Source organism: Hymenobacter seoulensis, from assembly GCF_054780535.1.
The window spans coordinates 228,058-243,349 of record NZ_BAAGWD010000003.1 but is presented as its reverse complement, the minus strand read 5'-3'; the positions used below and the strand labels follow the sequence as shown (position 1 = coordinate 243,349).

Here is a 15,292-nt window from a genome sequence, read left to right as displayed (position 1 = left end):
TCAGAGCAATACGCTGTGTACTAAATGCTATTTCTCCTCGGCCAGCCACTGCATGGCGTAGTACTGGCCGGCGCCTACAAACAAGCGTAATATGTCGTCGGTGAGGCGCAGGCCGTTGGCGCTATTGGTAATGAACAGTAGGGTTTCCTGAGTATCGGGGAAGAGCATAAAGAAGCCCCGGAAGTCGCCGTTGTCGCCCCAGTGCCAGAGGGCGGGGCCGTGGCTGGTGGTGGCCAGGCCCACACCACATGCCCAGGCAATACTGGCATCGGTGGGGCTGAGGGGGGTAGTGCACCGGTTAGCAGCATTTGTAGGGGTAGTAAGCATCTTAGCTGTGGCAGGTTGCAGCCCTTTACCCGCCAGAATGGCCTGCAGAAACCGACTATAGTCAGAAGCGGTGGTAAGCAAGCTAAAGCCGCCATTCGGCTCCGCAAACCGCTTGATTTCGGTGGGCTGTCCTGCCTTATCGTGGCCGAAAGCAGCGTTTTTATCGAAACGGGTGTGCCAAATGAAGCTGCTGTTTTTCATTTTCAGCGGTTCAAACACTTCCTGCTGCGCCAACTGCTCGAGCGTTTTTCCGGTCAGGTGCTCCAGGGTTTTCTGCAGAAACACGTAGCCCTCACCCGAGTAGCTCCAGCAACTGTCGGGCACAAACTGGAGGCGCAGCTCTGAAGTTTTCCAGCTCTCCGCCAGTGGGTATCCGGCCCAGTTGGGCAGGCCCGTGGTGTGCCCCAGCACCATGCGCGCCGTAATGCGGTTGGCGCGGGGCTCGGCTTGCAGGCGGGGGTAGGGGTAGTAGCTCAGCAGCGGCTTGTCCAGATCGAGCTTGCCTTGATCATGGAGGCGCAGGGCGGTATACGCCAGTACCACCTTGCCCAAAGAGGCTGCCTGAAAAATGGTGTTAGCATTAACGGTTTGTGTGGTGCCAGCCTTGCGCGTGCCCATGCTGAACCGCATTGTCTCGCTCTTGCGGCTGTACACGAGTTGCAGCCCCGCTACATTTTCCTTTTTGAGCAAGGCAACCAGCTCTGCCTGCTGAGCCATAGCGGCAAACGAGAATAGTAATAGTGCTAAGGTAAAAAGATGTTTCATAAGCGGTTAAAAGTATAAGAGGACTGAAATAAGGAAAGCACAATAGTAGCGGTTGCTGCGCAACAAAGGCCGATTTAGTAGCCCCTGGACAAAAAGAAAGCGGGCTGCTCTAAACTAGAGCAGCCCGCTTTCTTTTTGTCCAGGGGCTAGCAGACCTACCCGAGCGTGTGGTATACGGCCTGCACGTCGTCATCGTCCTCAAACTTCTCAATGAGGTTCATAACCTCTTCCAGCTGCTCGCCTTCCAGGTGCACGGTGGTGTTGGGTATGCGCTGGAGCTGAGCCGAAACGACGTTCAGGGCTTTTTCCTCCAAGGCTTTCTGCATCTGGCCGAAGTCGGTGAAGGCAGTTTCTACTACAATGTACTCCGTCACGTGGCCGTGCTCGTCTTCCTCCTGGTCGGCGTACACGTCTTCGGCGCCGGCATCAATCAGCTCCAGTTCCAGCTCATCGAGCTCAAGGCCTTCGGCGGCCAGCTTAAACACACCTTTGCGGGTGAAAGTGTAGTCAGAGGAGCCCGCGGTACCCAAGGCACCATTGCCGCGGTTGAAGTACATGCGCACGTTGGCTACCGTGCGGGTGGGGTTGTCGGTAGCGGTTTCAATTACCACAGCCACCCCGTGAGGCGCATAGCCTTCGTATACTACTTCCTGATAATCCTTTTCCTCGCGGGAGCTGGCGCGCTTAATGGCGGCTTCCACGCGGTCCTTGGGCATGTTTACGCCCTTGGCATTCTGCATGGCCGTGCGCAGACGGGAGTTGGTATCGGGGTTGGAGCCGGATTCTTTCACGGCCATCACGATTTCCCGGCCGATGCGGGTAAAGTCTTTGGACATCCGGTCCCAGCGCTTCATTTTGCGGCCTTTGCGGAATTCAAACGCGCGTCCCATCTATCTGTGAATTTGTGGAGTTGTGAAATAATGACTGCCTAGCCAGCACGGGTAGGGCCGGAAGGGGCTGCAAGTTAGCAGAAAGCCCGGCGGGGCGCAATGAGGCCGCCATATTGGTATGCGGGGCACCCGGTAAGTAGCTGCACTGCTCTCAGCGAACCCGAGGAAACAGCCCTATGCCTCGTCCGATTAGCCAGTCGAGCAGGCGCGCGGGCACCAGCCTAGGTACAATCCAGGCCCGAACTATGTCAGCAGCAATAGTATAACGGAGGCGCGGTCGCGGCGTTTCCAGAATCCTGACGAGGCGCCCGGCTACGTATTCGGGCGTAAGGCCGTGGGCCCGTGTGCGGTTAATAAGCTGCACGAAGCGTTGGGCTGCCCCAAAATATGGGGTGTTGTGATACGGCTCCAAATCAATACCCTTTTCCCAGATGGGAGTTTGAGTTACGCCCAGCCCAATCAGAATCATGGGGATGCCAAACAGCTGCAGTTCGCGGCGCCAAGAGGCGTTCAGGCCTTCCAGCGCGTGTTTAGTGCCCACATATGCCCCCATAAAGGGAGCGGCTACCTGCCCACTCACCGAGCCAATGTTGATGACGCGCCCCGGCTGACCCCGAAAGCCAGGACGGGCACCGAGCAAGGGCAGAAAGGCCTGCGTTACCTGAATCAGCCCCAGCACGTTTACCTCAAAATGCTGCCGCACCACGGCAATGGGTTGGTACAGCAAGGGACCACCAAACGCTACCCCGGCATTGTTGATGAGCCCTCGCAAAGGTTCTCCCTCCAGTTGGCGCTCAACTTCCTGCACAGCTTGGGCAATAGCCTCGGCATCTGTGACGTCGAAAAGCAGGGGCACGAAGGCCTCGCCCAGCTCGGTGCGCAAGCGCTCTGCATCGGCAGCAGTCCGGACGCTGCCAAAAACGCGGTAGCCCCGCTCCAGAAAAGCCCGGGTGGCGGCAAGCCCCACGCCACTTGATACGCCTGTAATCAGCAGGGCTGGGAGGGTAGATTGCATGGGGTGCAAGCTAGCAGAATTTCACTACCCCCTGCCTGAGGCCCAACCGGTTACTGTTGGCGGAGCGTGTACAGGCTCTGATTGCCGGCCGGGTACCCCAGAATGGTAAGACTCAATAGGCCGTTGCGGAGCTGAAAAGTGCCTTCATCGGTGCGCGGCTGGCCCTTTTTATCAGTATAGGTAAAGCTGATGCGGTTACCGCTAAAGGTAAAGCGGCCGTCCTGGTCGAAGGGCATGGTGCCACCGTTTACGGCCAGAGTCAGGCGTTTTTGGTAGGTGCCATCGGGGCGAAGCGTAAGCGTACCGCCGACGCCTTTAGCCGGCATGGGTGTGGGGCTGGTGCCTTTATCGAGGATAGCGTACGTGAGGTAGGTATAGGTAGTAAAGAACGAAGGCGCCAGCCGGGGTACGGCGGTGGGCGTACGCTGAGCCAGGCTTGTGAAACTGCTCAGGCTCAGGGCTCCTAATAAAAGCAAACGATACAACATGCTGCAAGGTAGCTGGTAGGCGGCAGATGTAGTACAGCATGGCCAAGCCGCTGCATATTTGGCCGTTCGGGCGGCTAGCGAAGCTCCGGTTTCCTCCTACATTTGGGGCATGCCCACCTTTCTTCGTGACCTTATTCGCCCCGCCGCCGAGCTGCCCCAGGCCGATGTGTGCCTAGTGGGACTGCCCCTTGATTTTGGAACCGTACTGGAAGGCGGCCGCGCCGGTGCCGCCGGCGCCCCCGATGCCATCCGGCGGGAGCTGCGCCGCTACCACAAAACCTACAACCTAGAACACAATGTGAGCCTGGATGCGCTGCGCATTGCCGATGCAGGCAACCTACCCCTGCGCCACTCCACCGACCACGAAGCCAACCACCAGACTATTCGGGCCGAGTTAACGCGCCTGCTGAACCAGTACCCCCGCGTGGTAGTACTAGGGGGCTCGCACGACGGAACCTACAGCACCGTGCGCGCCCTCCGCGACGCCACCGATGGCCAGCCCGTAGGCGGCATCAATCTCGATGCCCACGCCGACGTGAAAGACCGCCCCGGCATCATTAGCAGCGGTACTCCATTCGGGAAGCTGCTGCGCGAAGAAGTGCTGAGTGGGGAGCGATTCACGGAAATCGGGCTGCACTCCAACCTCAATACCAAAGAGGATATCGACTTCCTGCACCAGCAGCAGGCCACTATTGTGCCGCTGGCCCACGTGCAGCAAGACGGCATGCCCGAGTATATGCGCCGGGCCCTGCGCCGCGCCACTAGTGCTGGCCCTGCCTTCGTGAGCTTTGATATAGATGGCTGCGCCGAAGCGTACGCGCCCGCCGTATCGGCCCCCAGTGCCGATGGCTTTACGCCCCGCCAGGCCACAGAAGCGGCTTTTCTGGCCGGTAAGGAGCCGGAGGTGTTGCTGTTTGAAGTAGTAGAATTCAACCCCGTCTTCGACCGCGACAACCAAACTGCCCGCCTGGCCGCTACCATTATAACAGCGTATCTGACGGGCGTTGCTGCCGGCCTGAGCACGTAAGCAGCATCCCTTTTAGGCGTACATTTTCTGTTGGTTCCGCCAAGCCACTTTAGGTAAGTATCTACTGGTTTGCTGTAGCGTAGGGCCTAGTAATTCAGCATTTCCGGAAGGCGCAATACTTATCATAATTATACAGAACGTCATTCCGAGCGCAGTCGAGGAATCTCGCGTGCTGACGTTGAGTTACCATTACAACGCCAGCACGCGAAATTCCTCGACTGCGCTCGGAATGACAGTTACTTTGGTAAGGTTAGCCAAGTAAGATGCTTCGGTCACTGGCTTGACGCGCCACTTGCTTAGTATGTCGGTTCTGTTTTTAGCATGACGTTCGGTTGCGCTCAGTAGAGCATTCTTTCGTGACTTGTTGAACCGCGTTACTGCTAACCCTAAGAAAGCCGGGAAGATGCTGCCAACACAATTGCCGAAAGACCCTATCAAACAGAATACAGAGGCAAATAGAGACCGCCGCACCTCTCCAGCTTAAAGCGAGAAAGGTGCGGCGGTTGACTCTAGGCCTGAAGCAGACCTAGTATTCTTCTTCGTAGCGAATTACTTCCTCGGTCCGTTCGCGCTTGGGCAGGGGAGAGGTTTTCTGAGGGTAGTCGTTTTGCTTGTGCTTCTGGTAACGCTTCACGAGCAGCGCGGCTCCTACCAAAGCGCCTAAACCAGCGGCCGTAATGGCAAACTTGGTCCGGATCGGGTCGTGGGGAGCGGGCGGCAGGTAGGCCACACCGTTTTCATCGAGGCGGGCAGGGTCCTGCACATAGCGTCCTTTGGCCGGAATCTTAAACTCATCGGCTAACTTCTGCAGGCCGGCAGCGGCTTGTGGGCCCTTAATAACGGGGCCGTGTCCGCAGCCAATACCTTCAGGCTGAAGCGCGGCCAGTTTCTGCACCGACTCCTGCACCTGCTGCCAGTTGTAGTTGAACGGAGCGCCAGCAATGCTAATGCTCGGAATCTGAAGGAGCAGCTGGGGTACCGACTCGTGGTTGGCGGTTGCAAAGGCATCGGCCCCTAGTAGCGTGCGGTCGTTTTCCCGGAACAGTGCAATCTGGCCTGGCGCGTGGCCTGGCACGTGCAGAATCTGCCAGTCGGGCAGGAAGGGTGGCTCGGTATCAGCTGTGGGCAGCGGCTGTACAAAGTCGCTGAACTGGAAAGACTGGGGCGGGAAAAACCGGCTTACAAACGCCAAGGAGCCGCCACCAGCCACGGTTGGGTCGGCGGGTGGGTATACGGCGCGGGCCGTCAGGAAGGGCATTTCAAGAGGGTGAGCCAGCACCGGAACTTTCCAGTGCTCAGCCAGCGCCTGCACCGAGCCCGAGTGGTCCATGTGGCCGTGCGTGAGGATGATGGCCTCAGGGTGCGTGCCAGGATAGAAAATCTTGTCGGCGGCGGCAATAATATCCTTTTCGGAGCCGGGCAAACCGGTATCAACCAACACCCAGCCGCCGGCCGAGCCGGTTTCCACAAAGTATACGTTAACAAATCGTTGGATCGAGAGCTGGTGAACCCCAGCAGCAACCTTTTCCATAAGTTCAAGAGTAGGTGAAACGATACTACAGCAATACGGGCACCACAGCAATTAGGTAGCGGAAACGGCCGGGTAATGGCTCAAATGCCTGAATTCTACTGTTCAGCTACTACATTACAGCGTCATAAAAACAAAAAGCCCCAGCCGACGAATCGGCTGGGGCTTTTTAAATCTGAATAGACTAGTACCTGGTTTACTAGGCCAGCGCTTCACGCAAAGCCTGCAACACGGTGGCTACCCCAGCTTCAGCGCCAGCGGAGCCGAGGTGCACGCGCAGGGTGCGGCGGTTGTAGTTGTGCAGGGCCTGCAGGTCGCCGGCAGCTTGGGCGTTCTGGAAGGTGCCGAAGGTATAGGGGCGGCCGGGCAGGGGCAGGTCTTGGGCGTGGTCGGTGGTGAGCTGCAGGAACAGGCCAGCATCGGGCCCGCCTTTGTGGTACTGGCCCGTGGAGTGCAGGAAGCGGGGGCCGTAGCCAGAGGCCGTGGCAATGTGCAACTGCTGCTGTACTAGGCTGCGCAGGTCTTGCAACTCCTCGTTTAGTGCCGGAGTTTCCTGCAGGTAGGCTTGAATGCACAGGAAATTGCCGGGCTCCGACTGGTTAAAGAAGGCGCGCAGCACCTCGGTCGCCGAGCCGCCCGAAACGCTGGTATAGTAGGCAATGCCGTTTTCCTCCAGCACCGGAGCGGTGCCTTCGGGCAAGGCGCCTTTCTCTACTACCACTTTCATCAGCTGGTCGGTAGCGGTTTTGGCGGCCTGCACGTTGGGCTGGTCGAAGGGGTTGATTTCGAGCACGGCGCTAGCTACGGCCGTAGCTACTTCCCAGCGGAAAAACTCCTGGCCCAAGTCCAGCGGGTTGTTCATCAGGATGGTAATCACGGGGTGGCCGGCGGCTTGCAGGGCGGCTACTTTGCTACGGTTGGCTTCGTCGGGCTGGCTAGTGTACCCGATGTACACAAACACGCGGTCGGAGCCGTACACCTCGGGGCCGTTGAGCGGGTCGCCGGCCAGGGGCAGAATGCCTTTGTTTTCTTTGCCAGTGCTTTCGGCAATCAGCTGCTCCAGCCACAGGCCCAGGTCGGTGAGGTTATCGGGTACTACCAGCGTGAGCTTGTCGCGGCCTTGCTGGGCCAGTACGCCTAGGGCCACCCCAAGCTCTAAGCCGGGGTTATGCTCCACCTCGCCATCGGCGCCGCAGGCGCGCATCATGTTAATAGAGCGCTCCAGCAGGGTTTTGATGTCGATGCCATAGAGTGCGGCGGGAACCAGCCCGAAGTAGGAGAGAGCCGAGAAGCGGCCGCCTACCTCAGCAAAGTTCAGGAAGATGCGGCGGTAACCTTCGGCCGTGGCCTGGGTCACGAACTTGGAGCCGGGGTCCGTGATAGCCACGAAGTTTTCGCCGGCTTTGTCGCCTTTCAGCTCTTTCAGGCGGGCATAGAAATAATCGCCGAAGGCCAGCGGCTCGGCCGTAGTGCCCGATTTGCTGGCTACCACAAACAGCGTTTCGGACAGGGGTACTGCTTCTTCAATCTCGCGCACCGAGCCCGGGTTGGTGGTATCCAGCACCGAGAGGGGGAGGCCGTTGGCGCCTTTCTCAAACGCCTGCTTGAACACAATCGGGGTCATGGTGCTGCCGCCCATTCCCATTACTACCACGTGCTTGAAGCCGGCTGCCTTCACCTCCTGGGCAAACTCCTCGATTTCAGAAACGCGGGGCAGCATGGTTTCGGCTACCCGGAGCCAGCCCATAAAGCTGCGCAGGCTCTGCTGGGCTTCGGCGTCCTGCACCCACAGGTCGGCTTGCTTTTGCCAGAATCCGGCGGTGAAGTTGCGGGCGTTGAACTCCTGCAGTTTAGCGGTGATATCGGCCTGGTACGAGCCCAGTTGCAGGGTCATGGCGGGGATGTTCAAAGTAGGTTGGCTCATGCGGGTATAGTTCGCGAGGTGTCAGTAGAAATGCAGTTTTCAGGGGGGCAACTTACATACGGCCCCGCCGAAAAGAAAACGGCACAGCAGCCAACAGCTAAAGCTGTGCTGCCGGGCAAAGGTAGAAAAGTAGCCAAAATTGCCTCGTTTTAGCTGTAACTGCTGGTCTGGATTAGGGATTGGGCGTTGGCAAGAGCAGCAGTACTAGGCTCCCGGAAAGGCCAAAGTGGTTGGACTGCCGCTTGATAAAAGGGCATCTTAAGATCTGGCGAAGGATATTTGCAGCTGATGACGAACCTTGCCGAACCTCTTGCCCCTGTAAACCGCTACCCCTCAGCACCCACCGGAATTCGCTTGCTGCGCCTGAAACTGCGGGTGCAGGCGGCGGTATCAACAGAGTGGGCATTCGGGGCGGCCTGGAAGCTGTTTACGACGCCGCGCCGCTTGCCCGAAAAAAAATGGGAAGCGGCGGCGCTTGCTGATGCCCGTCAGTTTTGGGTGCCCACCAAGCGGGGTAATATAGCGGCCTACGAGTGGAACCCCACTGGTACGCGCACCGTGCTGCTGGTGCACGGCTGGGAGCACCGGGCCAGCTTTTGGGGCTTTATGGCGCGCGGGCTGGTAGCGAGCGGCTTTCGGGTGGTAGCCCTGGATGGGCCGGCCCACGGCGCTTCGTATGGTTCGCGCACTACCCTGCCTTCCTTTGCGTATGCCGTAGAGGCGGTGGCCGATACTTTAGGCGAAGTGTATGGGGTAGTAGCGCATTCGCTGGGCGGGGCCGCTACGGCGGGTATTCCGGTTCGGTTCAACAAAGCTACTTCCGGGCGCCTGGAGCGGCTGGTGCTGCTGAGTGTGCCGGCCAGCACTACCGCAGTAGCCCAACGCTTTGCGCAGCTATTGCAGCTGCCAGCGGCTGTAGTGCGCCGCATGAACCGCTATGTGCAGGAGCAGAACGGCCGCGACGCCGAGAGCTTCAGCCTTGTGCAAACTGGCCGCAACTTCCCCGCCGACCGCGCGCTGCTCATTCATGACACCGACGACGAGAGCATCCCGTTCACCGAAGCGCAGGAGCTAGCCGCCAGCTGGCCCGGGCTCGACTTTCGTGCTACCTCCGGCCACGGCCACAACCGCATCATGCGCGACCCGGATATAATTAAGCAGGTAACCGATTTTTTAGCCTAATTAGCAGCACCACTCCCTCACACAAGCTGCCTGCATGACCAACCCTGAATACGATGCCGTGGTAGTAGGCTCCGGACCAAATGGGCTGGCCGCAGCCATTGTCTTGCGGCAGGCGGGGTTATCGGTGCTGTTGATTGAGGGGAAAGATACGCTGGGCGGAGGACTGCGTACGGCCGAGCTCACGTTGCCCGGCTTTCACCACGACATCTGTTCGGCCATTCATCCGCTGGCCGCCGCCTCGCCTTTTTTTCAGACGCTGCCCTTAGCTCAGTATGGCCTGGAGTACCTCACGCCCCTAGTAGCCGCCGCGCATCCCTTCGATGATGGCACTGCCGCGGCAGTTACTATGTCGCTGCCCGATACGGCGCGGCGACTTGGAATGGATGCGCGTGCGTACGAGCAGTTGCTGGCGCCCCTGGTGGCACAGTGGCCCAGCATTGCGAACGACGTGCTGGCGCCGCTACAGTTTCCGAAGCATCCGCTACATATGGCCCGGTTTGGCTTGCCCGCCCTACTGCCTGCCACAGCGCTTACCCACTATTTCCAGACGAAGGAGGCGCGCGGATTGTTTGCCGGCATGGCGGCTCACGCCATCCAGCCGCTTTCCAACCTTACCACTTCCGCCATTGGGCTGGTGCTCCTGATTGCCGCCCACCGCCAGGGCTGGCCGCTGCCCAAAGGTGGCTCGCAGCGCATTGCTGATGCGCTGGTGGCTCACTTTACGGCCCTGGGCGGCCACATTGAAACCGGCACCTTCATTACTTCCCTGAGCCAGCTACCCAAAGCGCGCGCCGTGCTCCTAGACGTGACGCCGGCCCAGCTGCTGCAGATTGCCGGGCATAGCCTTTCTACCATCTATCAGTGGCAGTTGCGGCGCTACCGCTACGGCATGGGCGTGTATAAAATTGATTGGGCCCTGGATGGCCCAATTCCGTTTACGGCGCCTGAATGCCGGCAAGCGGGCACGGTGCATCTAGGCAATACGCTGGAAGAAATTGCGGCCAGCGAAAAAGCTGCTGCGCAGGGCCAGCACCCAGAAAAGCCATTTGTACTGCTGGCCCAGCAAAGCCTCCTAGATGCGAGCCGCGCCCCGGCGGGTAAGCATACCGCCTGGGCCTACTGCCACGTTCCGAATGGCTCCCGCCAGAACATGACGGCAGCAATTGAGCAGCAGGTAGAGCGTTTCGCCCCTGGTTTCCGGGAACGAATTATTGGCCGCCATACTTTCGATACGGCACAAATGCAGGCCCACAACCCCAATTACGTGGGCGGCGATATTAACGGGGGGCTGCTGGATATTACGCAGCTTTTCACGCGGCCGGCTTTGCGCGCTTCGCCTTATCGTACCTCCAAGCCGGGGCTGTACCTCTGTTCCTCGTCCACGCCTCCCGGTGGCGGCGTACATGGTATGTGCGGCTATCACGCCGCCCGCCGCGCGTTGCGTGACGTGTTCGGGCTAGCAGCTTCGCCCTTGTACAAAGGTCGGTGATCAGGCAGAACCGGTTTGAGGCAACTTAGCACCTAGGCGCAAGCCCTGGCTAGGGTTGCTAGTGGTCTAAATCGTTTCGTGGCCCTCGGCGGCCAGGCCGCGCAGTACTTCGCGCAAGCCTTGGGGTTCCTGAATCAATTGGTGCACGTGGGCCAGGTAGTCGGCTTCGGCGCGCAGGTGGCGCTTCAGCTGGCGAATTTCCTGCTCCCGCTTTTTGCCGGTACTCCCGAAGAAGCCATTATCCCCGAACTTCAGCTCATTCAACTGCTTTTTAAGGTCGGTTTGTTGCTGCAGCAGGGCTAGCGTGTAGCGGGTCAGCACGTCGTCATCGGCGGCGTTGGCCGGGCCCGATTCGGAGAGCAATTGCAGCAGCGTATAGAGGTCGTTAGTTTCGTAGGCTTCCGTGATGCGCTGCATCAATACGGTTTTCTGTTGCTGCACGGCCGTGTCGCGAACCAGATCGGGGTGGTGAATGCGGGCCAGCTGCCGGTACAGGGTTTTGGTGTTTGAGAGCAGCTGCTGCTCTTGGGCTTTGGCTTGCTCTGCGGCGCTATCCTGGGCTTTTTGGGCTTTGCTTTTGCGGCGGGCTCGGGCCGCTGCAGCAGCCTGCTCGTGGGGCGGCAGGTTGGGGTCGATGTCGGGGCTAGGGCTAGGCGCGGCGAGCTCTTCGGCATCATCATCTTCCTCTACGCGGCGCCGCGGCGCGTATTTGCGCAAAATATCGGCGGCGTCTTCGCCAAACCGGTTTTGCAAGGCCCGCGCATTCCCAACAATAACGTCCTGAATCTGGCGGTGCTCCAGGCGGCTGAAGAAGTCGAAAAGGAGCGCTTCCTCCAGCGGGCCGAACAACGCACGACGGGCCTCAACGACCATTGCGGCCGCCGGGCCTACCTGCTGCCAGTAGCGGCGGCGGGCTTCCGCTTGCTCGGCCTGTAGTTCCTGCAGCCGCTGCCGTAAGCCTTCAACCTGCTCTACCGCCGCCCGAAAGGCTTGCTGGGCCGGACTGCCAGGCGCGGGGGCGGCGGCCGGAACGGGGAGGGAGTTAGCGGCAGGTAGGTCAGTGAAGGGGTTGTGCAAATCCATGCGGCAAAGGTACGAGCCTGGCGCGGTGCCTGCTGCTAGGGGGCCGTTAGCCATACAGCTCATAGGCCACCCGAAAAGTATTGCAGTGAGCATCTACAATGTCGCGGAGCTGCTCGGAGTAGCCGCCGCCCATGCTCACGGCTACGGGTAGGCTTTGCTGGCGGCAGAGGCCTAGTACGTAGGCATCGCGCGCTTGGCAGCCGGCTTGTGTTAGGGCCAGCTTGCCCAGCTTGTCGGTTGCCAGCACATCTACACCGGCCTGAAAAAAGACAAAATCAGGCTTTACCTGCTCTAGCAGCCTAGGCAGCGTTTCCTGCAAAATACCCAGATACGTTGCATCATCGGTGCCGAGGTCCAGCGCCACATCCAGGTCCGACTGTTCTTTGCGCAAGGGGTAATTGGCGCCCGCGTGCATGGAAAAGGTGAACACACGTGGCTCGCCCTGGAAAATGCTGGCGGTTCCATCGCCTTGGTGCACGTCCAGGTCTACTACCAGCACTTGGCGGGCCAAGCCGTGGTGGAGCAAGTGGGCCGCCGCAATGGCAATGTCGTTGAGCACGCAAAACCCCTCGCCCCGGTCTCGGAAAGCATGGTGTGTGCCGCCCGCTAAGCTCAGGCCAATGCCATCCTGCAGCGCCCGCCTTGCCGATTCCAGCGTGCCGGCCGAGCTGCTCAGGGAACGGCGCACTAGCTCGGTACTTTGCGGCAACCCCAGTCGGCGCACTTCTGCTGCAGACAGTTGCAAGTCGCGCACCCGGTGCCAATACTCCACTGCATGCACTCGCAGAATATCGTCTTCGGGACAGAGGCCGGGGTCATAAAAATCCTCAATGGGGGCAATGCCCTGCCACAACAGCTGTTCCCGAATCAGGGCGTATTTGGCAATGGGGAAGCGGTGGCCGGCGGGCAGCTGAATACTATAACGGTCGGAAGTAGCGAGGCAGGGCATGCGGGAGAAAGCACAGAAACAGATAAGATGAGCCGGGGTTCTTCAACTTTTTTTCACCCAAAACGCATTTTTTTCTCAAACGGAAACAGCCGATGAAAAGAGGAGAGTCGTCTGGATTAACCGGCAATTGGTAGAGGTAAGGCGAGGGGAGCAGCCCGCCTGAAATACGTTTGTAGGGCCGGGAGGGCCTTTTCGGCTGCAACCTGCTGCGGGTGCTTAGTGCTCTACCCCGCAAACAACAACTACCATACGTATGAACTATCCCCGTGTCCTGCTCTGGCTGCTGCTGGCGCTCACCTGGAATCTAACCTCTTGCTCCTCCGATGATGAGGACCCCACCGATGAAGTGCTGGGCACCTGGACCAGCCGCTCGCAGTTTGAGGGGCTAGCCCGCAACTCGGCCGTTAGCTTCACCCTTGATGGCAAGGCCTACGTGGGCCTGGGCACCGATGGCGTGGAGAAGTTCCAGGACTTTTGGGAGTACACTCCGGCCACCAACACCTGGCGCCAGATTGCTGATTTTCCGGGGGTAGCGCGGTTTCAGGCGGTGGCTTTTACGGCCGGCGGCAAAGGCTACGTGGGCACTGGCACCGATGGCGTGAACAAGCTCAAAGACTTTTGGGAGTATAACCCCGCTACCAACAAATGGACGCAAAAGGCTGACTTTGCCGGCTCAGCCCGCTATGGCGCCGTGGCACTCACCATTCAGGAGAAAGGCTACGTGGGTACTGGCTACGATGGCAACTTCAAAAAGGACTTCTGGCAGTACGACCCCGCCACCGACCAATGGACGCAAAAGCCCAGCTTTGGAGGAAACAAACGCATTGGAGCCGTGGCTTTCACGCTCTCAGACAAGGGCTACATCCTGACGGGCTCCGATAATGGCCTGACCCTGTCGGATGTATGGTCGTATACCCCCGCCACGGAGCAATGGACGGAGCATCGTACCCTCACGGCCAACACCGACGAGGACTACGACTACAGCAACGTGCCCCGCACCAACGCCGTGAGCTTTGTCATCCATAACCTGGGCTACGTGGCCTTGGGCAACAGCGGCGGCTACCTGACCTCGTGCTGGGTATATGACCCAACGGCGGACACCTGGGCCCTGAAAACAGGCTTTAGCGGCTCGGCGCGTATGCAATCGGTGGGCTTTGGGCTGGGCAGCAAAGGCTATGTGGGCCTAGGCACCACCGGCAGTACCCGCCTCGATGACTTTTGGGAGCTAGACCCCACCGCCACCGATGAGTAACGGACGCCAAGAACCGGAGCGGTGGCTCTTCGGGGCAGCCGCCCGCTTGGTTGCGCTGCTACTGCTGCCGAGTTTGCTGAGTAGCTGCGAAACCACTTCTGACCTGGGCGCTGAATTGTCAGTAGACCCCGTTTCGGGCACGGTCTACGTGGATACGTTCACGGTCCGGACATCCACGGTACTCATCGATTCGGTGGAGACTTCCTCCAGCAACTACCTGCTGGTGGGCCAGTACACCGATGCGCGACTAGGCACCATTACGGCCCGCAGCTATGTGCGGCTAGGGCTAGGTAGCGGTGCTTTCATGCCCGATGTAACGGCGCAGTACGACTCACTAACCCTAACGCTTCCCACCGATACGTACCGCTACGGCGATACTACCCACCTGCAGCATGTGCAGGTACATCAACTTAAGGATGCCATCCGGCCGGCTCAAAAATATTACAGCATCAGCGCGCTGCCTTATAATGCTACGCCACTGGGTATGCACGCGTTTTTGCCGAAATCGGGGCTTGGCTCCTTGCGGTTTCGCCTCTCCAATGCCCTAGGGCAACAACTGTTGCAAGCCGGAATCCGAAGGCAGATTTCTAGCGATGCTGAGCTGGAAGCCTTGTTGCCGGGGCTGGTGCTGGCCCCCGCCTCAGCTGATAATGCTGCTTTGGTGCGCTTTCTGGCTACCTCCACTGACTTGGTGTTGCAACTGCACTACCATCTTCCGGCAGCGCCCACAGAGGCCGTGAGTTATAGCTTCACGGCCCTGAGCGGTGAGCGACATTTCTACCAGTTGCAGGCTGACCGCCGCAGTACGCTGCTGAGCACGCTTTCGGCTTCCCGCCAAAGCATACCTAGTACCCTAACGGCCGCGGAAACCTACGTGCAAGGCGGGCTGGGGCTGCAAACCAAAGTTGAAATTCCATACCTGCTCAACCTTAATATGCTGGGCCGTACTTGGGTAATCAATGGTGCTACCCTCACGCTGGAAACGGTAAACGGCAGCGAAAACCACCTGCTACCTGCGCCCAGCACCTTAACTGCCCAAACCACCAACCGCGCCAACCAACCCGGCATGTACCTGGCTGGGCCAGATGGCACGCAGTTACTAGGGTCCTATTCAGTCGGAACCTCACCGCGCACCAATCTGGAGCAGGGCAGCTATACCTTCGCGCTTCAGCCGTACCTCGAGGCCTTATTGAAACGAGAAGTAGCCAACGAAGGCATTCTGCTAGCCCCCAACTCCCTCGACACGCCTGAACGCGTGGTGCTCGGCTGCTCTGGTCATGCCACCAATCCTATTCGCCTGGGGCTCTACCTAACGCGAGTACAGTAGCAAGCACACACAACTTCCGCCGACAGAGGAAAAGCAGGTGCCTGTA

The 15,292-nt window shown here is 59.3% G+C and carries 13 protein-coding genes; 5 read left to right on the top strand and 8 right to left on the bottom strand.

Annotated features, from left to right (window positions below; translation table 11 throughout):
* Positions 1-27 precede the first annotated feature (27 nt).
* The 4 genes from ACYVHC_RS14650 to ACYVHC_RS14635 form a co-directional block, all read right to left on the bottom strand.
* A complete protein-coding gene (locus ACYVHC_RS14650; protein WP_460614508.1) occupies positions 28-1,092 on the bottom strand; it encodes a serine hydrolase domain-containing protein in 1,065 nt (354 codons plus the stop codon).
* Positions 1,093-1,247: 155 nt separating this feature from the next.
* Positions 1,248-1,982 carry a YebC/PmpR family DNA-binding transcriptional regulator gene (locus ACYVHC_RS14645; RefSeq protein WP_460614507.1) on the bottom strand — a complete coding sequence of 245 codons (735 nt, stop codon included), beginning with the start codon at positions 1,980-1,982 and terminating at the stop codon, positions 1,248-1,250.
* A 151-nt stretch (positions 1,983-2,133) separates the two neighbouring features.
* Positions 2,134-2,997 (bottom strand): SDR family NAD(P)-dependent oxidoreductase, encoded by an 864-nt coding sequence (locus ACYVHC_RS14640; RefSeq protein WP_460614506.1) that lies wholly within the window; start codon positions 2,995-2,997, stop codon positions 2,134-2,136.
* Between the two features lie 50 nt (positions 2,998-3,047).
* A complete protein-coding gene (locus ACYVHC_RS14635; protein ID WP_460614505.1) occupies positions 3,048-3,485 on the bottom strand; it encodes a hypothetical protein in 438 nt (145 codons plus the stop codon).
* Between the two features lie 109 nt (positions 3,486-3,594).
* Here ACYVHC_RS14635 and ACYVHC_RS14630 point away from each other — a divergent pair, with 109 nt between their 5' ends.
* A complete protein-coding gene (locus ACYVHC_RS14630; RefSeq protein ID WP_460614504.1) occupies positions 3,595-4,512 on the top strand; it encodes an arginase family protein in 918 nt (305 codons plus the stop codon).
* A 526-nt stretch (positions 4,513-5,038) separates the two neighbouring features.
* On the opposite strand, the gene ACYVHC_RS14625 is transcribed toward ACYVHC_RS14630, so the two are convergent.
* Together ACYVHC_RS14625 and ACYVHC_RS14620 are read right to left on the bottom strand one after the other, a co-directional pair.
* A complete protein-coding gene (locus tag ACYVHC_RS14625) occupies positions 5,039-6,043 on the bottom strand; it encodes an MBL fold metallo-hydrolase (protein ID WP_460614503.1) in 1,005 nt (334 codons plus the stop codon).
* Between the two features lie 196 nt (positions 6,044-6,239).
* Positions 6,240-7,964, bottom strand: coding sequence for a hypothetical protein (locus ACYVHC_RS14620; protein ID WP_460614502.1), 1,725 nt, complete (start codon positions 7,962-7,964; stop codon positions 6,240-6,242).
* 288 nt (positions 7,965-8,252) lie between these two features.
* Between ACYVHC_RS14620 and ACYVHC_RS14615 the strand changes: the two genes are divergently transcribed.
* Both ACYVHC_RS14615 and ACYVHC_RS14610 read left to right on the top strand, forming a co-directional pair.
* Complete coding sequence (locus ACYVHC_RS14615; RefSeq protein WP_460614501.1) at positions 8,253-9,146, top strand: alpha/beta fold hydrolase; 894 nt, start codon at positions 8,253-8,255, stop codon at positions 9,144-9,146.
* A gap of 34 nt (positions 9,147-9,180) precedes the next feature.
* Positions 9,181-10,635, top strand: a complete 1,455-nt coding sequence (locus tag ACYVHC_RS14610; RefSeq protein WP_460614500.1) for a phytoene desaturase family protein — start codon at positions 9,181-9,183, stop codon at positions 10,633-10,635.
* Between the two features lie 66 nt (positions 10,636-10,701).
* On the opposite strand, the gene ACYVHC_RS14605 is transcribed toward ACYVHC_RS14610, so the two are convergent.
* Together ACYVHC_RS14605 and ACYVHC_RS14600 are read right to left on the bottom strand one after the other, a co-directional pair.
* The gene (locus ACYVHC_RS14605; protein ID WP_460614498.1) at positions 10,702-11,718 is read right to left on the bottom strand and encodes a J domain-containing protein; all 1,017 of its coding nucleotides are present in this window, start codon (positions 11,716-11,718) and stop codon (positions 10,702-10,704) included.
* 46 nt (positions 11,719-11,764) lie between these two features.
* Complete coding sequence (locus ACYVHC_RS14600) at positions 11,765-12,667, bottom strand: histone deacetylase family protein (RefSeq protein ID WP_460614497.1); 903 nt, start codon at positions 12,665-12,667, stop codon at positions 11,765-11,767.
* Between the two features lie 253 nt (positions 12,668-12,920).
* On the opposite strand from ACYVHC_RS14600, the gene ACYVHC_RS14595 reads away from it, so the two are divergent.
* Both ACYVHC_RS14595 and ACYVHC_RS14590 read left to right on the top strand, forming a co-directional pair.
* On the top strand, positions 12,921-13,919 hold the full coding sequence (locus tag ACYVHC_RS14595; protein ID WP_460614496.1) for a Kelch repeat-containing protein: 999 nt from the start codon (positions 12,921-12,923) through the stop codon (positions 13,917-13,919).
* The gene (locus ACYVHC_RS14590; protein ID WP_460614495.1) at positions 13,912-15,246 is read left to right on the top strand and encodes a DUF4270 family protein; all 1,335 of its coding nucleotides are present in this window, start codon (positions 13,912-13,914) and stop codon (positions 15,244-15,246) included. The genes ACYVHC_RS14595 and ACYVHC_RS14590 overlap by 8 nt, the downstream gene beginning before the upstream one ends.
* Positions 15,247-15,292 lie beyond the last annotated feature (46 nt).